The following is a 17,515-nucleotide window of genomic DNA, read 5'->3' as shown; positions in this document are numbered from 1 at the left end:
TTTTATTAATGAGGCAACACCTATGAGCAACCAAGATCTTTACAGTAATAACCCACTGCAAGGCGTAAAATTAGAGCAAGTGGTTGAAGAACTGGTTGAGCAATATGGGTGGGAGCTACTACACGCTTATTTGCAATTAAACTGTTTTAAAAACAACCCAGATGTAAAATCGGCGGTTAAGTTTTTACGTAAAACACAATGGGCACAAGAAAAGGTAGATAACTTTTACCTATACCGCCTTAAAAACTTACCTAAACCCGACGATGTGCAATACGAATTACCGCCACGAGATAGAGTTATTCCTGCGGATCATAAACCGGGGGAGCCGTGCGAATTAAGTTTTAGTGATGCAAAGCGAATTATGGAAAAAAAGGCCACTAAACAACGTGCCAGGGCACGAAAACAACGCTCAAATGCAACTAACCCGTGGGGTAACTAAGTTAACCTCAACTCTAGATAATAAATCTATCTCTAGCAGCTATTTTCAGCGCTAACAGCGTTGAATTTACTTGCAATAGGCTAGCTATTGACGCGTAAATTCGACTTTTTTTCACCGAAAACCGCTGGCTAGAGAATAAAGCTTAAAGATCATCATGATAAATTATGTTGGTCTATCTCTTAACCAGAGTTAAGGTTAAGTTATATTTTTAAAGCCAATGTATATTGGCTTTTTTTAGCCCTGCAATTTTAGGGCTTAGTAACCTCGTTTACGCCAAAAATCATTAACAGAGCCTTGCTCTTCAAGTGCAACGTTAAATGTTTTATCGGCAATAATTTTATTATTTAGGGTGAGTGTCATTCGCCAATCACCTAATTTATTTTCAATAGGCTCCCAAAGAGTATCACCTAAATAAAACTGCCAGTCGTTCTCTTTAATGTATTCAACGCCTTCAAAGGGCGGCATTATTTCGCCATTACTGTCTGGAATATCGGGGTGATAGATGCAAAAGTGAAGTTTTTCGCCTTTTGCTTTTTTGATATTAATTATTAAACCAAATTCAACATCAAGCTTGGCAATTACATTTGTTGTAAACTGCTCAATTTGTGGCAATGCTTTACTTTTGCTATCCCAGGTAGAATAAATCCCACAACTTTGAATCGACACCTCAGGTTTTGATTTTGCCATTACACCATTCTTTACTTTAGGCTGTTAATGCACTGATTTTATAATACATGCAGCTTAAGTAAAATCACCTGATTAACAAACATACTCAATGTTGATTTATTTTTGCACATTACTTGCACATTTAAGATCAAAAATAGCGTCAATTAGTACTTAATTGGCTGTGTATGATGAATCACACTCTATGTAATAAAGTTAAACTATTAAAAATATTGTTATTAAGTGCGGCAATTTCTTCTCTTGTTGCATGTGGCAGTGATGAGCAAAACCTAACAACCGCCACTGATGAAAGTACAAGTTCAAGCAGTGAACGTACAACAGCAACAAGTGGCACCAGCTCAACCGAGCAAGTCCTATGTGAATACAGTTACAATGAATACAACGACTCAACATCAGTGCAAACCACCAGTTCTGCTGATTGGGCATGCACAGGTACAACACGCGATGTAGTTGCTAATGGCATTCCAGATCATGATGTGGGCACGTTTCCTAACCCCGATAATCCAAACACCATTTCTGAGCAAACAGTGAGTGAGAGCTTTACGTTAACGCCTATACAAAGCGATACCGCAACCTTAATGGGCGGCCCTCGAGGCGTGTTAGGCATAGTACTAAATGGCGTTAAAATTGATGCTGGTACCGGCGGCAGTTGTGATGACTCTGGCGAAAATTGCTCGCTTGGCGATAACAGTGGCAACTGGAGTATTGAAGCACTAAGCCAAGATACCTTTAGTTTTGGTACTGACGATAACAACGCTCACGTACAGCCCGATGGCACATATCATTATCATGGCATGCCTGAGGGATTTATCTCCCTTAGAGGCGGCAACAGCTCAACAATGACTCTAATTGCATGGGCGGCTGATGGGTTTCCTATTTATGCGCGCTATGGCTATAGCACCGCGGATGATGCAAGTTCGTCACTTAAAGTGATGACAGGTAGCTACCAACATATTTGTACTGTGAGCGATAACCGCCCTTCTACCGATATTTATCCACTGGGAACTTTTGCACAAGATTGGGAGTATGTAGCTGGCTCTGGCGATTTAGATGAGTGTAACGGGCGCTTTGGTGTGACCCCTGAATTTCCACAAGGCATATACCATTACTATGCAACTGACACTTATCCGTTTTTTCAACGCTGTGTTAAAGGCGAGCTATAAATTTACTTATAAGCAGAGTGAATATGATGAAAATACATAAAAAAGCACTGGTTGCACTTATTTTAGTGGCCAATATTGTTATAGCACCGGTTGTTTATGCACATTTAATGGTGGCTCAACACGGAACATTAAACGTGATTGATAACCATGCCTTTATAGTGCTCTCGCTGCCCATTTCAGCATTTAATAACCTTGATGATGATTTAAATAAAAAAGTATCTATGGATGAATTTAACGCCCATAAAAAACAAATCAGCAAAACCATAATGCGAGGGGTTTATTTAAACGATCATCATTATAAGTTTTCTTTAGAGGGCTTATTACTAAACCCTGAAGTGTCGCATACTGATACTAATAACATTGAGTACATAACGATTACGGGCCGATATACAGTGCCCGATATAAGCGCACAGCTAAAATTAAACGTTAGGTTATTTAGTCAAAACTCTGATTTAAATAAGTACCACATTACCGCCACTAACAAACAGCAAAAAATGACTCATCAGTTTGCCTTAACACCGCGTACGCCTTTTAGCACAGTGTTTTAAACTAACAATTAAGTAGCCAAGGGCAGACTTAATATTAAGCTGCCCTTTTTTAATTTATTGCGCTAATAATTTTGGATTTTTAGGAAAGAAATTCTCTGGTTGTTTTTCACAAAGCGAAAATTCGCGAGTGTTTTTATAAGGAAGCTTCATAAATCCTGCTACTCCCACATCAGTAATGTTAACTGCATACTGCATTAATTTATTAAGTAACCGTTTAAACTCTACTTCTTTGCTTTCATCGAGTAAGCGATAGTAATGGTGTATTTTCATTCTATCTGGCAGGGCTTCAAATATAATACAGCCAGTATGATGAATTTGGTTTAGCTCAAACACGCATCTAATCACTTTTTTAGGAAGTTGCAGCTGCTCATCAGGGTCTTTACCGTCTTCAAAGTAAGAATGTGGACGTGCAATTTCGTTTGCCTTCATGCTAACAACTTCATAATCAAGCTCAGGGAGGTTATCAAACTTAAACGCCCCGGTGCCATCTCGCTCTAATTGAATAGTTTTACGCGCATCAAATAAACAACACTTAAATAAACCTTTTTGACTTATCGCTTGTGCAAGCATCACGGTATTATTAATGGCATCGGTAAAGGCTGTTTTTAAACTTTCATCATGCATAATAAGCGATGACTCAACAAACACCGACTCATCTTTCCAATGAAAGCTCAATCCACCCACTACCGGGTATTTAGCTAGGCGGCTGATAGAGGCCAAAAAGGCTTTTTCGGTATCGCCGGTATCAAACAAAAACTCTTTATAGTAGCGATCTAATTGAGCATCGTTTACATCAAGCAATTGTTGATTATGATCGGCTTGTCGTAAAAACTGTTTTCGCGAGCTATATACTACGGTGTCGGGCTTATCGCCTTTACCAAACCAATACGGAATAGCAGGACGAGGCTCCGCTTTTTTAAGCTCAGGTAAATACGCCTTAGCCATTTTGGTAATGTTACGCATAAAGTAATCGCCTGCGCCATCGCGTATGGTTTTATTTTTAGACAGCATGCCATCAATAACATTTGCAAGCTCTTTGGGTAAGCCAAGCGAGCTTGCAGGAATGGCTTGCGCACCAAAACGACACGACTGAGCGGAGGCAAGTGCATATAAGGTAGAAGCCACACCTTGTTCATCAAAGCGTGGGGATGACTTCTCACCCGACATTTGCGCATCACCTATAAAATACACATCGCCCATTCTGGCATTGGTAGTGCTTAAATCTCCCGACATTAAATCCATAAAATTACTGGCTATAGGCTCCCCCTTACTATCAACCTGTGCGTAAACAGAACTTCCCCAATCAACTAAAGACAGCGCATCGCTTTGCTCATCCCATACTAAGTTAGAAGGTTTAATATCGCCATGCACTATAGGTTGAGGGGTTAAACCATTTTTATGATTACGCAAATCAATTAATACATTACGTAGCCGCACCGCTAATTGCATTATATGGGCGGCACTAAAACGCCCTTTTTTTAGCGATACTTTTTCAAGGTCTTCTCCAATGGCACGGGCCATCATTAGAATACCTTGCTTTTTTATACGCTCAAAAGCATAAAAGGTAGGCACTAGCGGGTTATTAATTTGCGAGAGCATATACGCTTCGTCTTCTAGGCGGTCGCGCACACTTTGGGCAAGCGTAATACGCGAGAACTTAAACACCCAAGGTAAGGCATTTTCGTCATTGCCAGCAAACACAAACCCAAACGCGCCTGAGCCAATCATCTCTACATTTTTATACCCAAGCGCACTCAGTTGTTTAATACAAATATTAAGCCATTGACGGTGTTTTTTGGCATCTCTATGTGACAGCAAATAAACAGATTGCTCTTCGTTAATATAAAAATTGCGAATTTCTTTGGCTTTCAATACAGGCTCTTTGTTTTATAGGTTAAATAGTGAGTTAGCCACATGATTATTAGTGTTATATAGCCAGATTACAATACTCACTAAGTAGTTTTTACTAATACCTAAAAAGCTAACTAGCCAAGTGCTAAACATGCACTATTACACCTTGCTAACAAATGTTGCATCCAATCGATTAGCTAAGCCGTATTTAAACTATCTGCTTATTTTAGATAGTAAATACATAGGGATTTTAGCGATGAAGAGATTAGCTTTACTTACACTGAGCACGTTATATAGCATTAGCACCTACGCTAATATAGAGACCCTTACTGTTTATGGGCATAGAGATGGTTTAATTGGCGAGTCTATCAGTGCCTCAAGCGGTATCATTGGTCAAGGAGAAATACAGCAGCGCCCCATGCTCAGAAGCGCCGAAATGTTAGAGCTTATTCCAGGCATGGCGGTTACACAACATAGTGGCTCGGGTAAGGCTAATCAATACTTTATTAGAGGCTTTAATTTAGATCATGGCACCGACTTTGCCACCAGCATTGAGGGCATGCCCATAAATATGCGAAGCCATGGACACGGGCAAGGTTATACCGATCTTAATTTTATTATTCCAGAAGCTATTTCAACTATTAATTACCAAAAAGGATCATACAGCGCTACACAAGGGGACTTTTCAAGTGCGGGGAGTGCGCAATTTAATTTAGCTAATAACTTAAAGCACAAGCAAATAGAGCTAAGCATTGGTGAAGATAACTATAAACGTGCAGTAGTGCTTAGTGCAGTTGATGTATCTAATGCCAAGTTAATAGCAGCAGCTGAGTGGCAAGGCTACGATGGCCCATGGGATGATATAAACGAAAACGTAAATAAAAAAAATGCCCTACTTCGTTATGTTGGCAAAGCTTTAAATGGAGATTTATCTATTACAGCAATGGCCTACGACAACACATGGCAATCAGCCGATCAAATTCCACAGCGCGCAGTGTCACAAAATATAACGTCACCCTTAGGGTCGCTTGATACCACCCTTGGGGGGAGTTCGAGTCGCTATAGCCTATCAAGTGTTTGGCAAGGCAAGCATATAAAAACCAGTATTTATGCCATAAATTACGATTTAACGCTGTTTTCTAACTTTAGCTATTTTTTAAACGACCCTATAAATGGCGATCAGTTTAACCAACAAGATAGCCGCACTATTTATGGTGGTGAGCTAAGTTATCAATTTGACTCCCTTACTGCTGGTTTAAATATGCAGCACACTGCTGGGCTTGAGGTTCGCCATGACGATATAGACAAGGTAGGACTTTATAACACTAAAGCGCGAGAGAGACTCAATACAATAAGACAAGATGCCATAAAACAAACAAGCTATTCGAGTTATTGGCAAACAAAAATACTTTTCACACCTAAATTAGAGGCAACAGCAGGCGTGCGGTACGACTATTTTGATACCGATGTAAGCAGTATCACACAGGTAAATTCGGGCAAAGCAAACGATGACTTAGTAAGCTTTAAAGGCAGTTTAAATTATAAACTTACTGATTTGTTAGTCGCTTATGCAAACTGGGGGCAGTCTTTTCATTCAAACGATGCCCGCGGCACTACCATTAATATTGACCCTGTTAGCCGACAAAATGCCGAAAAAGTAGATTTACTGGTAAAAAGTGAAGGTGCTGAACTAGGCCTGCGTTTTGCCGATGATCAAAACGTTAATTTATCCGCCGCTTTATGGTGGCTTACACTCGACTCAGAGCTTTTATTTGTAGGTGATGCGGGTAATACAGAGCCCAGTGATGCATCAAAACGTTATGGTCTAGAGCTAAGCGCGTATTACTGGATTAATGAACGCTTTAGCCTAGACATGGAAGCCTCGTTTACTCGTTCAAGATTAAATATAAACTCTGACAAGAACTATATAGAAGGCGCAGTACCTGTTGTTGCAAGTGCAGGTTTAAATTGGCATATAAGTCAAATGTGGCAATCATCATTTAGAGTACGCCACATAGGTAAACGTACGCTTTCTGACTCTGGTGATATTCGCTCTGAACCATTAACGGTAGTTAATAGTGCTATTAGCTATAAACAAACTCACTGGAAAGTCGATTTTGAACTACTGAATTTATTTGATAGTAACGATCACGATATAGATTACTACTACGCTTCGCGCTTACCGGGCGAGCCTGCACATGGTGTAGAAGATAACCACTTTCATCCTATTGAGCCTCGCACAGCCCGCTTATCAATTAGCTTATTGTTTTAACCGAGCAAAACACTGTATATAAAAACAGTATATATAAAGGCGCACCTTAATACATTTTTTAAGGTGCATTTCGCTGAGATGGCACTGTTTTAAAACTTTTTAACATAGCGTGGGGATCTACGTTTTTACTATGTTGGCTGCTCGCCTGTGCCCACCACATCAGTTGGCTAAAAGTACGCGAATAATAATTAAACCACGATTTTTCTTCTTCGCCCTCTTGCATTGAACCATCGCTATTTAGCACCTCTTGCGCCTTTGGTACATGAACCATTGCAGAGACTGGCAAACACCCAAGTTCTGATAAAAAGGTACGTAAACTAATTGCCGCACGTAACCCTCCCCATTGCCCTGCCGAATAGGTGACAATAGCGCTTGGCTTATACGAGAACAAAGAACTGCCAAAATGGTTTAGCAAATCAGCTAATGCCGGGCTCATACTATGATTGTACTCTGGGCTTACCATTATATAGCCATCGGCTTGGGTAATTTTATCTGCTAAGGCTGTTAAATGTGCTGGAGCTTGGCTTTTTGCATAGGCAAAATGAGGTTTAAACACATCCTCTGAAGGAAAGTCGAGCGCGTCTATAAGTTCAAACTCGTGCTCGCTGTAGCGCTGGTTTAAACATTTGAGGCATGACTCAGCTACTCGCTCTCCTAATCGTGCTGGCTTAGGGGGTGTGCTATCTCTAACGGTGCCTAAAAAAACTAAAAATTTCATAAAAGCCTCCTTAATTGAGTGTTGTACCCACTATACCTTGAACCTAAAACATATTAAAAATGCGAGACTTTTATTTGTTTGCACAATTTTTAGCACTCTAAACAAAAATTAATAAGGGTGGCACCCATCACTTACGCTTTAATGCTAACGCCAAGCCTACCCTCAATTAAATTGATAACTAACACCAAACCCTGCCCAAAATAAGGAGCGTAAATGTTCATCATCGCTATAGTGTGCAGCATCTTTGTTTATTGCAACGCTGTAACTGGCATAGCCAGATAGCATGACATTATTTAATAGTTGATAAGATAAATTAGCAGCAAGTTTTACGTTATTAAGGCCATTGTGGCCATCACTTACATAACCACTATTAAAACCCGCCGCAGTTTGCAGCTCCAATCGCATTAAATCACTAAATGCATACTCTTTTGTAATTGCCAGCTCTATAAAAGAGCCACTGAGCGATAACGAGTGGTAAATACTCGCCATTGCATGTATATCCCAATCATATGCATAGCTTATATCTAGGCTAAGCTCATTATCATGGGAATTTACTCCTTCCTCGCGTGCTTTTATATGGTTGTAACCTGCATACAAAGTTAGGTGCTCTGCAAGCTCAGTTGAATAAATAGCATTTAAATTTAGCTCATCGTAGTCATTATCAGTGTCTGTTGCTAACCAAGGGATAAACGTAAAGTCATTGTAATTTATTTCGCCCGCAATAGAGGCTAAAGCGCTACCGGGCAAGTTATCGCGCCCTTCTGTCACATAATGGCTTTCCCATAAAGGATGAATATGAATATTTAATTTTTCATTTTCGTGATCAGGGTGTGCAACGCTTTTTATATTACCCCCTACACCTACCTCAAGCTCTTGTAGCGATTCATTCGCAGCGCTTTTACTCGTACCTAAAGCCAGCGACATAATGCAGATCAAGTGAGAGATTTTTAAATTAGTTTTCATTAAAAGGTCCAAAACCAAAAAGTTGCGCATAATAGTGCTATTTAACGAAGCCCAGCAATAAAAAGATGCCTTTTTAAACAATTTATTTAAAAAATGGCTCATATCATTAAAAAACTAAGTAACTTGCTCATTTTACAATCTATAAGGTAGGATAAAAATGAGAAACCAACAACGCACATGGCTGATTTATAAATATAACTCGCGCACATTGTGCATTTAACAAGCAGGTAATCGTTTGGCTCTTTAAATCTATATATAAGTTGGTATCCTACGCGGCTTTTTGATAATCATATTAAAATAATTACCGAGAGTTTAAGGTTAATTAGCCAAGGTGGGGCTCTCGCTGCATGGCACGTAAAGTGGCAGCAATCTAGGTTCAACGTAATAAAACGTTGTTCTAAATTTAAAAGCAAATATTAAGGTAACAGTATGCGATTTGGCCCAGGATTACTTGTAACAGCCGCATTTATTGGCCCCGGAACAATCACAACGGCAAGTGTTGCCGGTGCAAACTTTGGGTTTGCATTAATTTGGACATTACTTTTTTCGGTTATTGCCACTATTTTGTTGCAGTCTATGGCTGCTCGATTAGGAGTAGCAACAGGGCAAGATTTAGCACAAGCGTTACGTGCACACATTAAAACCCCTTATCTTAAAGCGCTTGCTAGTTTTTTAGTAATAAGTGCTATTGGTGTAGGTAGCGCTGCATATGAAGCCGGAAACCTCAGTGGTGCAAGTATGGGGCTAGTTGGTATTTTCCCAGGGGTAAGTGCACAAATATGGACGCCGTTAATTGCTGTATGTAGCGCTATTCTTTTATACAGTGGTAAGCACAAAGTGGTAGAAAATGCATTAATACTGCTGGTGATCCTTATGAGCCTAGTATTTATATCTACCCTAATTATGGCTGCACCACCAATGGCTAAAGTACTCGCTGGGTTTATACCTACAATGCCAAGTGGCTCAATTACAACGGTATTGGCCCTCATTGGCACAACCATTGTACCGTATAACTTATTTTTGCACTCTGGTGTTTTAGCAGCGCAAGATCATTCTAAAAGTGATAAAGACACTGTTATTAAACAAACTAACTTAGATACAGGTTTATCAATTACGCTAGGTGGGGTGATCACCCTGGCCATTTTATCAACCGCGTCTGTTGCGTTTTATGGCACCGATGCCGGTAAAATTAGTGCAGCAAATATGGCCGTGCAACTTGAGCCATTACTTGGCGAAGCAGCGCATTACTTTTTTGCTATTGGCTTATTTGCCGCAGGATTAACCAGCGCAATAACAGCCCCATTAGCAGGCGCGTATGCGGTATGTGGCATGCTTGGTTGGTCAAGTGAAATGAGTAACACCCGCTTTAAAACAGTCGCCATTACTATTTTAGCTTTTGGTGCGTTTGTGGCCTCACTGGGGCTTGACCCTGTTGCGGTAATTATATTTGCACAAGCTGCAAATGGATTACTACTGCCCATCATTACCGCATATTTGGTGTGGTTAGTGAATCAAAAATCAGTCATGGGAAAATACACCAACTCAACACTTTTAAATGTAGTTATATTACCCGTGCTACTACTCATTTTTTCGTTAAGTTGTTACAAGCTATCAGGGTTAATTTTTTAAAACCAATTAACGTTTAACCATGGGCATGCCCATGGTTAAACATACAACCTGCGCTGCCTTGGCTGCTTTCAACTTGAATGGTGGCGTGTTCAATGTCAAAGTGGTCATGTAAATGGCTCTGTACTTCAATTAAAAAGTCGTTATTTAATGCGTTGTTGTCCGTTACTAAGTGAACAATAAGCGCAGACTCTGTGGTACTTAGTGGCCACACATGTAGCCCATGCACACCTGTTACATGCTCAATGCTTAAAAAATACTGCTTTAGTTTTTCTATACTAATATTTTTGGGTACGGCGTCTGTGGCGTAATTAAGCGAGTCTTTAAATAATCCCCATGTGCCAATAAACACAATCACGACAATACTCAAACTTACAACAGGGTCTACCCACTGCCAGTTTTTAAATAAAATAACAATGCCAGCAATTACCACCCCTAAAGACACCGCTGCATCGGCCGCCATATGTAAAAAGGCACCTCTAATATTTAAATCGTGCTTTTGCCCCTGCACAAACAACAACGCAGTTAATGTGTTAATTACTACACCAATAAGCGAAACCACTATAACTGTCATGCCTGTAACCGGCTGAGGATTTTCAAAACGCTCTATGGCATGCCAAGCTATGCTAGCAAGGGCAGCCATAAGTAAAACAGAGCTCATTAAAGACGCTAACACCGTTGATTTTTTATAGCCAAAGGTGCGCTTGTCGGTAGCTGCTTTACTTGCCAAAACATTTGCCCCCCACGCAAGTAATAAACTAACCACGTCGCTTAGGTTATGCCCTGCGTCGGCTAAAAGCGCAAGGGAGTTGGCAAAAAAACCGTACCCTGCTTCTATCACGACAAATATAAGATTGAGTAAAACGCCTATAGCAAACGCGCGATTATAGTGACTAATATGATGGCTGTGATCGTGACTCATGTTGCTCCTTACATAGTAAATAACTTGATTAACCTGAGCTGTAGAAATCTATTTTTAGCGCTCACTGTTTTTAATTTATAAGGTTAATGAGGTATGTGTTCGGAAAAGTTTAAGTGTACCTAATAAATAAAACAGCCCATAAATACTGCATACAATTGAGCTTACAATCCAAAATACAATTGAGTTGTGATGAATAAACTGACTGGTTGTTACAAAAGGAGCGATTAATCCTGCTATCCCCCTTAGTAAATAAACACCTGTTATTAATACCAAAGCCGTTTTTAATAAAGGCAGCTTTATAATAACACCCGCGCCAGAGAGCGCATACATGCCCCATATAGCCAGTATGGCTGATATAATTAAAGTAACAAAGGTAGGATACGTACTTCCCTGCTCAGCCAACTGCGCCATGTGCTCACCAGCACCAAAAAAGCGATACCAATCAGGGCCGCCAAAAATACAGGCAATATGTAAAAGTGACGCTATAAAACTTAAAACCCCCGCTATAACCAATAGCTTATTAAACTTCATATACTTATAAACCTAAGTTATTGGCTTATGTAAGCAACAAAACCAATTAACGCTGCGTAAAAGCTAAAGCCAAGTAAACATATTAGGTAAACGTTTTTAGCTTTATTTGCCTTAAAGCTCACATAATCTTTAATGTCAGCTTTAAACTTACCAAAGGTGAATACGTTTAAAATTGCACAGCCGGTAGAGTACAAAATAAACCCTAAAATGGTTTCTATCATTAGCCACATAACAATATCTAAAGCAATGCTCATAACACTCATCCATTAAGTAATGTAAAAACAGCGTATCAAATCTCTAGTTGATTATCAGCGTATTTATAGCGTTAAGGTGTAACAATAAATTTCGTAAGCCCTATTAATTGCCCCGACTCAGTTACCACTTTTACTTGCCACTTGCCTTTAGCATCATGCGGAAAATTTACTTTATGAGTCCATGCTCTGTAGCCTTGTTTTCGCCCGCCATTAATATTGAGCGTAATTCTGTCGACCTCTTTTTTATTGTGTATCCATACATGGAATATTTTTTCGTTTAGGCCTCTTGGCGCTTTTACTGCGGTCCATGTGTATAACCCTTCATGATGAAGTGTATATAAATCAAGAGTATCAATGCTACCTAGTGGTTTTTTATGCTCAACATCTACTTTGTGTGCCAAGGTAATATCGGTTAAACGCAGAGCTGCTGGCGGTACAAAGCTGCGAAGCTGCCAAACCCCAGCGCTTATTACACATAAAATTAAAACTAAAATAGGAAAACGCCACCAGCGCGCATCAGGCATTAAGTTTGTTAAGCTAGGTAAAGTAATAAGCACTGAGGTTACAAGCGCAATTGCTAAGCTTTGGCTCGTAGTTAGGTTTAATAAAATAGGTAACGTAACAAGCAAAACCACAAATAATGCAAAGTTATGAAATACTGTAAACAGTGTGCGGTTTTTAGCTAACTTTTTATAGTAAATTGGATCTATTACCGATATAAAGGCACATATAATAATCAGCGATGTGAATAGTGCTTGTGGGTGATCCCACTGGGTAGCCGCTAAAAAAAACGGTAACGCAAAAAATAGGCTTTCTTGTTGCACCATTTGCAGTGCAAAGCGCATTACATTAGGAGATACGGCTACCCCAAAGCGCTCTTGTACTTTATCGCGTAGCCAATTGTCGATAATCAACCAAAACCAGCTCACCAGTAAAACAATGGCAATAACCTGCGAGAACGACTCTTTTCTATCAACCATTACATAGCTTGCAACACCTGAGCAAAACGCCAATACAGCCAATAGCCCTGGTCGCTTTTGCATTGCCACTATAAATTGAGTAATGAGATTTTTTAGTTTGTTCATTTATTTTAGTGTCCGTACATAATGTACTTTATTATTATCAAGTTAGCTAAATCAGTGTAACTAAGCGTAGATGAACAACACATAGATGCCTGCAGGTATTATTGTTAGTTGTTGCATTAAAAACCACTCCCTTTTAACCGCTTTCTTAATTAATAAGTGCCTATAACTCGCCGTAAAACTACAGTAATTTTTAAAACTGTAACTTTAAGCATTAATTAAAATAAGGGTTACAGCCGTGCCTGAATTTTATTAATGCTTAACGTGAATTTACCACAACAAACACATCTAGACGTCTAAACACCTATATATTATACGCTGCACTATTTTTTTACATGCCTAAAAACAGGTTTATGTTCTCTCAGTAACACATTTAATTTATATAAATGAATCAAACTCATGTTTTATGTGAAATTAAACCGTTTTTATTAAAGCACCAATCAACGTATAAATTATCCATCGGCCAGCGCTTATAAGCACTAAGCCTGTTTATTACAAAACCACCCTTTGAGCACGCTAAAGGCTCAGGTTTTAAATATACAATATGGATAGAGTCACCATGAGTAAAAACATTACATTTAATATTAAAAGTCAGCGCCTTGATGAAAACTACCAACCCGCTGAAAACACCCGTATTACCACTAATTTTGCAAACTTAGCACGAGGCGAGCACCGCCAACAAAACTTAAGAAAAGCGCTAAATATGATCAACAACCGCTTTAACACCCTTGCTAATTGGGATAACCCAAACGCTGAGCGCTACAGTGTAGAGCTTGAGATTATTTCTGTAGATATTGGTTTAGATGAAAACAGCCAAAGCTTTCCTTCTATAGAAATATTAAAAACGAATATTATTGATACCAAAACAAACAAGCGCATAGAAGGTATTGTTGGTAATAACTTTTCATCGTACGTTCGCGACTACGACTTTAGCGTGTTACTTCAGCAACATAATAAAAATAAACCACAATTTAGTATTCCCGATAATTTTGGTGAGCTGCATGGTAAATTATTTCAATCGTTTGTAAGCTCAAACACCTATAAGCAACACTTTAAAAAGCCACCGGTAATATGCCTCAGTGTGTCAGATAACAAAACCTATCATCGCACTGCCAACGAGCACCCTATTTTAGGTATTGAATACCAACCAAACGAATCTTCGTTAACAGAGCAATACTTTAAAAAAATGGGCCTACAGGTGCGTTACTTTATGCCTGCAAATAGTGCCGCACCTTTTGCCTTGTTTTTCTTTGGTGACTTACTAAACGATTACACCAACCTTGAGCTAATAAGCACCATTAGCACAATGGAAACCTTTCAAAAAATTTATCGCCCAGAAATTTATAACGCCAATGCCAAAGCGGGTAACGCCTTTAAGCCTAATTTAAAAAATGCCGACCACTCACTTACGCAAATTATTTACGACAGAGATGAGCGCAGTAAATTAGCCGCCGAGCAAGGCAAGTTTGCTGAAGAGCATTTTATAAAACCGTATAAATCAGTGCTTGAGCAATTTACATTAGCAAACGTTTAACCTTATTTTAATAAAGGGTCACTCTTATTATGAAAACATTATTACCTACATCTACAGCTGGCAGTTTACCAAAGCCCTTATGGCTTGCAGAGCCAGAAACCCTTTGGTCACCGTGGAAGCTTCAAAACAACGAACTTATTGAAGGCAAAAAAGACGCCCTGCGCATTGCACTTCACTCACAACAACTCGTTGGTATTGACATAGTGAGCGATGGCGAGCAAACACGCCAACATTTTGTAACTACATTTATAGAGCACCTAAACGGTGTAGATTTTGAAAAACGAAAAACGGTAAAAATACGCGACCGTTACGATGCAAGTGTACCAAGCGTAGTGGGCCCTGTTAGCCGACAAAAACCTGTATTTGTAGAAAACGCTAAGTTTTTGCGCTCGCAAACTAACCAACCTATAAAGTGGGCACTACCCGGCCCAATGACCATGATAGATACACTTTATGACGACCACTACAAAAGCCGTGAAAAACTAGCCTGGGAATTTGCCAAAATACTCAACCAAGAAGCCAAAGAACTAGAAGCCGCAGGTGTAGATATTATCCAATTTGATGAGCCCGCGTTTAATGTATTTTTTGATGAAGTAAACGATTGGGGCATTGCCTGTTTAGAGCGCGCAATTGAAGGGTTAAAATGCGAAACTGCTGTGCATATTTGTTATGGCTACGGCATTAAAGCCAACACCGATTGGAAAAAAACACTTGGCAATGAATGGCGCCAGTACGAAGAAGCTTTTCCTAAATTACAGCAATCAAATATTGATATTATCTCACTTGAGTGTCACAACTCACACGTACCTATGGACTTACTTGAACTGATCAGAGGTAAAAAAGTAATGGTAGGCGCTATTGATGTAGCCACCAATGAAATAGAAACACCCGAAGAAGTAGCCGCTACTTTACGCAAAGCCCTACAGTTTGTAGATGCCGACAAACTCTACCCCTGCACAAACTGCGGCATGGCCCCGCTTTCGCGCGAAGTTGCAAACGCTAAGCTTAATGCATTGAGTAAAGGCGCGGAAATAGTAAGAAAAGAGCTATTAACGCAGTAAAGCTTGCTTTAAAACCAGCTATGTAATTAAAACCTGCGCACTTATTTTAAAATTAAGTGCGCTAATACGTATAGCTACTAAGTGGCTTGCAAGCTCAAGCGTATGTTTAGCAAAGTTGATTCAGGGTGCTAATTAGCTTTACTAAATTAAATTAAAATTTGTATGTAAAATATTATCATTGCAACAGTAATAAACGTAAGAACTCCAATAACCACAGTCCGCTCAGGAATAGAATGAACTATCAGTGATGGCATTTTTTTTAAAACAGGAAAAGTTGGAAAAAAGAAAACTGAATGCTTTTCAAAATTTTTATATTTATCCCACACCTTTGAGAAAAACAGCTTGATACCTGAGAGATACATCAATACAAAAGTAGAAGCCCCAAGCACTTCTACCATGGCCATAAGTTCAATACTTACCATTATTTCTGGCCCAGCTAATAGCATGACTATGATTACCGCTAAAGCGTGCCAAAACCCCTTTGACATCGCTATTTTTATCCTATCAAACACCAAATTTTCCTTGTAAAGCTAACGAGCAGTGACGTAGCTGCATAATTGCGAAGAGCCGCTGCGTTACTGTCCCAGTGAACGTGTTTAGCGTTTTGTTATATGCCGTTTTTTCTACGTCCATCTTCATAAAGAACAAAACAGTCTGCACTAATTTTACGAGACTGTTTTTGTACTTCGCACTCTAGTAAAGCTCTTTTGTTGGCGAGTTCTTGATTCGGATATCCATACCCATAGCCACTTACCCATGCGCCGTCTTTTTCCACGGCAACTGCATAAGCTTTCTGATTCCTATAATTTAGATATCTTTTTATATCACTATCCATTTCCGTTTTTGTAGCTTCTGGAATTGATGTTGTAGCGCAAGAACAAAGAACAACTATTGATAATGGTATTAGAAAAAGCTTCATTGTTTAAAACTCCTTTTTAGGCATATGATGAGCCTTTAGATTAACTCGTTATTAAATTTGTTTTTATTGATTAACAAACCATAGCTGTGTTCCTATTTTGGTTCAATTGATTACTGTATTTTTACGCAGAATATTAAAGTGTTTGATATTTGTTTTAATTGGCGTTTTGAAGGGATTACGGGTGTTTGAGTGGCTTTTATTTAGGGTGAAAGGGGGTAATCTCCCCAAAAAAATAATAGAAGCCAAATGTAGAACTTTCTCTTATTGTAAACACAGGAGAAAATTATGAAAAAAACACATTTTACAGACAGCCAAATCCTTGCCGTTTTAAAACAAGCAGAAAGCGGCGTGCCTATTCCTGAGCTGTGCCGCGAACATGGCATGGGCAATTCAACCTTTTATTAATGGCGCGCTAAATACGGCGGTATGGATGCGTCTTTAATGACACGAATTAAAGAACTTGAAGATGAAAATCGTCGTTTAAAGAAAATGTATGCTGAAGAGCGGTTAAATCTGATTTTATTCAAGAGACAATGGCAAAAAAGTGGTGAAGGCTTCTGAGTAAATTATTAAATCTGAAAATTATTAAATTTGACACCCACTTTATTAAATCTGACACCCACTACCTAGATTCTAATTGGAAGTGCACCACCTAATTCATTATAGACTTCATTTGGTGTTTTAAATCCTAAACATTTTCTAGGGCGATTATTTAGTTGCTCCTCTACCTTTTTTAATTGCTGATGGCTTACTTTGCTAATGCCGCGCTTTTTGCGGCGAACTTAGGCAACTTGTTAGTGAGCATCTTTAATTGGCCAGATGAACTTACGAGCCACGAAAAACACTACAACGCCTATTACTGCAGCGGCAGTTCCGCCGAAAAGTAGTGCGACCGGCCACATAGAAGCACCACCACCTTGGTAAGGCACAAAATACTCTGTATATAAC

17 protein-coding genes and 1 pseudogene are annotated in these 17,515 nt (G+C 39.3%); 8 read left to right on the top strand and 10 right to left on the bottom strand.

Features of this window, described 5'->3' with window-relative positions; all coding sequences use genetic code 11:
• Positions 1–22: 22 nt before the first annotated feature.
• Positions 23–439, top strand: coding sequence for a VF530 family DNA-binding protein (locus PSH54_RS17730; protein ID WP_004586518.1), 417 nt, complete (start codon positions 23–25; stop codon positions 437–439).
• Positions 440–694: 255 nt separating this feature from the next.
• Here the strand turns inward: PSH54_RS17730 and PSH54_RS17725 are convergent, their stop codons facing one another.
• A complete protein-coding gene (locus PSH54_RS17725; protein WP_004586517.1) occupies positions 695–1,126 on the bottom strand; it encodes a DUF3859 domain-containing protein in 432 nt (143 codons plus the stop codon).
• A gap of 164 nt (positions 1,127–1,290) precedes the next feature.
• Between PSH54_RS17725 and PSH54_RS17720 the strand changes: the two genes are divergently transcribed.
• Both PSH54_RS17720 and PSH54_RS17715 read left to right on the top strand, forming a co-directional pair.
• The gene (locus PSH54_RS17720; protein WP_443197782.1) at positions 1,291–2,286 is read left to right on the top strand and encodes a YHYH protein; all 996 of its coding nucleotides are present in this window, start codon (positions 1,291–1,293) and stop codon (positions 2,284–2,286) included.
• 23 nt (positions 2,287–2,309) lie between these two features.
• The gene (locus PSH54_RS17715; protein WP_273606730.1) at positions 2,310–2,834 is read left to right on the top strand and encodes a hypothetical protein; all 525 of its coding nucleotides are present in this window, start codon (positions 2,310–2,312) and stop codon (positions 2,832–2,834) included.
• 54 nt (positions 2,835–2,888) lie between these two features.
• Here the strand turns inward: PSH54_RS17715 and PSH54_RS17710 are convergent, their stop codons facing one another.
• On the bottom strand, positions 2,889–4,706 hold the full coding sequence (locus tag PSH54_RS17710; protein ID WP_273606729.1) for a protein kinase domain-containing protein: 1,818 nt from the start codon (positions 4,704–4,706) through the stop codon (positions 2,889–2,891).
• A gap of 235 nt (positions 4,707–4,941) precedes the next feature.
• On the opposite strand from PSH54_RS17710, the gene PSH54_RS17705 reads away from it, so the two are divergent.
• Positions 4,942–6,957, top strand: a complete 2,016-nt coding sequence (locus PSH54_RS17705; protein WP_273606728.1) for a TonB-dependent receptor — start codon at positions 4,942–4,944, stop codon at positions 6,955–6,957.
• Between the two features lie 58 nt (positions 6,958–7,015).
• Here the strand turns inward: PSH54_RS17705 and PSH54_RS17700 are convergent, their stop codons facing one another.
• Together PSH54_RS17700 and PSH54_RS17695 are read right to left on the bottom strand one after the other, a co-directional pair.
• Positions 7,016–7,675 carry an NADPH-dependent FMN reductase gene (locus tag PSH54_RS17700; protein ID WP_273606727.1) on the bottom strand — a complete coding sequence of 220 codons (660 nt, stop codon included), beginning with the start codon at positions 7,673–7,675 and terminating at the stop codon, positions 7,016–7,018.
• 162 nt (positions 7,676–7,837) lie between these two features.
• The gene (locus tag PSH54_RS17695) at positions 7,838–8,638 is read right to left on the bottom strand and encodes a hypothetical protein (protein ID WP_273606726.1); all 801 of its coding nucleotides are present in this window, start codon (positions 8,636–8,638) and stop codon (positions 7,838–7,840) included.
• Positions 8,639–9,067: 429 nt separating this feature from the next.
• On the opposite strand from PSH54_RS17695, the gene PSH54_RS17690 reads away from it, so the two are divergent.
• The gene (locus PSH54_RS17690) at positions 9,068–10,267 is read left to right on the top strand and encodes an Nramp family divalent metal transporter (RefSeq protein WP_024032231.1); all 1,200 of its coding nucleotides are present in this window, start codon (positions 9,068–9,070) and stop codon (positions 10,265–10,267) included.
• A gap of 13 nt (positions 10,268–10,280) precedes the next feature.
• Here PSH54_RS17690 and PSH54_RS17685 read toward each other — a convergent pair whose 3' ends face one another.
• The 4 genes from PSH54_RS17685 to PSH54_RS17670 form a co-directional block, all read right to left on the bottom strand.
• A complete protein-coding gene (locus PSH54_RS17685; RefSeq protein ID WP_138685729.1) occupies positions 10,281–11,186 on the bottom strand; it encodes a cation diffusion facilitator family transporter in 906 nt (301 codons plus the stop codon).
• A gap of 75 nt (positions 11,187–11,261) precedes the next feature.
• Positions 11,262–11,717 carry a hypothetical protein gene (locus tag PSH54_RS17680; RefSeq protein WP_273606725.1) on the bottom strand — a complete coding sequence of 152 codons (456 nt, stop codon included), beginning with the start codon at positions 11,715–11,717 and terminating at the stop codon, positions 11,262–11,264.
• 17 nt (positions 11,718–11,734) lie between these two features.
• Positions 11,735–11,971 (bottom strand): hypothetical protein, encoded by a 237-nt coding sequence (locus PSH54_RS17675; RefSeq protein WP_029772273.1) that lies wholly within the window; start codon positions 11,969–11,971, stop codon positions 11,735–11,737.
• A gap of 71 nt (positions 11,972–12,042) precedes the next feature.
• The gene (locus PSH54_RS17670) at positions 12,043–13,056 is read right to left on the bottom strand and encodes a DUF5924 family protein (protein ID WP_273606724.1); all 1,014 of its coding nucleotides are present in this window, start codon (positions 13,054–13,056) and stop codon (positions 12,043–12,045) included.
• Between the two features lie 556 nt (positions 13,057–13,612).
• On the opposite strand from PSH54_RS17670, the gene PSH54_RS17665 reads away from it, so the two are divergent.
• Together PSH54_RS17665 and PSH54_RS17660 are read left to right on the top strand one after the other, a co-directional pair.
• The gene (locus PSH54_RS17665; protein ID WP_273606723.1) at positions 13,613–14,587 is read left to right on the top strand and encodes a DUF1852 domain-containing protein; all 975 of its coding nucleotides are present in this window, start codon (positions 13,613–13,615) and stop codon (positions 14,585–14,587) included.
• Positions 14,588–14,616: 29 nt separating this feature from the next.
• Positions 14,617–15,648 carry a methionine synthase gene (locus PSH54_RS17660; protein ID WP_273606722.1) on the top strand — a complete coding sequence of 344 codons (1,032 nt, stop codon included), beginning with the start codon at positions 14,617–14,619 and terminating at the stop codon, positions 15,646–15,648.
• 146 nt (positions 15,649–15,794) lie between these two features.
• Here the strand turns inward: PSH54_RS17660 and PSH54_RS17655 are convergent, their stop codons facing one another.
• Both PSH54_RS17655 and PSH54_RS17650 read right to left on the bottom strand, forming a co-directional pair.
• The gene (locus PSH54_RS17655; RefSeq protein WP_273606721.1) at positions 15,795–16,160 is read right to left on the bottom strand and encodes a hypothetical protein; all 366 of its coding nucleotides are present in this window, start codon (positions 16,158–16,160) and stop codon (positions 15,795–15,797) included.
• Positions 16,161–16,255: 95 nt separating this feature from the next.
• A complete protein-coding gene (locus PSH54_RS17650) occupies positions 16,256–16,567 on the bottom strand; it encodes a hypothetical protein (RefSeq protein ID WP_055253528.1) in 312 nt (103 codons plus the stop codon).
• Positions 16,568–16,852: 285 nt separating this feature from the next.
• Between PSH54_RS17650 and PSH54_RS17645 the strand changes: the two are divergent.
• Positions 16,853–17,112, top strand: a pseudogene (locus PSH54_RS17645) (transposase); the annotation flags it as partial.
• Positions 17,113–17,515: the final 403 nt, after the last annotated feature.

This window comes from Pseudoalteromonas sp. Angola-30 (assembly GCF_028599215.1).
In the GTDB taxonomy this organism is placed as follows: domain Bacteria; phylum Pseudomonadota; class Gammaproteobacteria; order Enterobacterales; family Alteromonadaceae; genus Pseudoalteromonas; species Pseudoalteromonas atlantica.
This window is presented reverse-complemented; position numbering and strand designations above follow the sequence as displayed.

What these genes read in the sequence shown, in the direction of transcription:
- PSH54_RS17700 (WP_273606727.1), bottom strand. Translation starts at nt 7,675, where the DNA reads ATGAAATTTTTAGTTTTTTTAGGCACCGTTAGAGATAGCACACCCCCT.
- PSH54_RS17715 (WP_273606730.1), top strand. Translation starts at nt 2,310, where the DNA reads ATGATGAAAATACATAAAAAAGCACTGGTTGCACTTATTTTAGTGGCC.
- PSH54_RS17680 (WP_273606725.1), bottom strand. Translation starts at nt 11,717, where the DNA reads ATGAAGTTTAATAAGCTATTGGTTATAGCGGGGGTTTTAAGTTTTATA.
- PSH54_RS17660 (WP_273606722.1), top strand. Translation starts at nt 14,617, where the DNA reads ATGAAAACATTATTACCTACATCTACAGCTGGCAGTTTACCAAAGCCC.
- PSH54_RS17695 (WP_273606726.1), bottom strand. Translation starts at nt 8,638, where the DNA reads ATGAAAACTAATTTAAAAATCTCTCACTTGATCTGCATTATGTCGCTG.
- PSH54_RS17720 (WP_443197782.1), top strand. Translation starts at nt 1,291, where the DNA reads ATGATGAATCACACTCTATGTAATAAAGTTAAACTATTAAAAATATTG.
- PSH54_RS17650 (WP_055253528.1), bottom strand. Translation starts at nt 16,567, where the DNA reads ATGAAGCTTTTTCTAATACCATTATCAATAGTTGTTCTTTGTTCTTGC.
- PSH54_RS17685 (WP_138685729.1), bottom strand. Translation starts at nt 11,186, where the DNA reads ATGAGTCACGATCACAGCCATCATATTAGTCACTATAATCGCGCGTTT.
- PSH54_RS17670 (WP_273606724.1), bottom strand. Translation starts at nt 13,056, where the DNA reads ATGAACAAACTAAAAAATCTCATTACTCAATTTATAGTGGCAATGCAA.
- PSH54_RS17665 (WP_273606723.1), top strand. Translation starts at nt 13,613, where the DNA reads ATGAGTAAAAACATTACATTTAATATTAAAAGTCAGCGCCTTGATGAA.
- PSH54_RS17690 (WP_024032231.1), top strand. Translation starts at nt 9,068, where the DNA reads ATGCGATTTGGCCCAGGATTACTTGTAACAGCCGCATTTATTGGCCCC.
- PSH54_RS17730 (WP_004586518.1), top strand. Translation starts at nt 23, where the DNA reads ATGAGCAACCAAGATCTTTACAGTAATAACCCACTGCAAGGCGTAAAA.
- PSH54_RS17705 (WP_273606728.1), top strand. Translation starts at nt 4,942, where the DNA reads ATGAAGAGATTAGCTTTACTTACACTGAGCACGTTATATAGCATTAGC.
- PSH54_RS17675 (WP_029772273.1), bottom strand. Translation starts at nt 11,971, where the DNA reads ATGAGCATTGCTTTAGATATTGTTATGTGGCTAATGATAGAAACCATT.
- PSH54_RS17725 (WP_004586517.1), bottom strand. Translation starts at nt 1,126, where the DNA reads ATGGCAAAATCAAAACCTGAGGTGTCGATTCAAAGTTGTGGGATTTAT.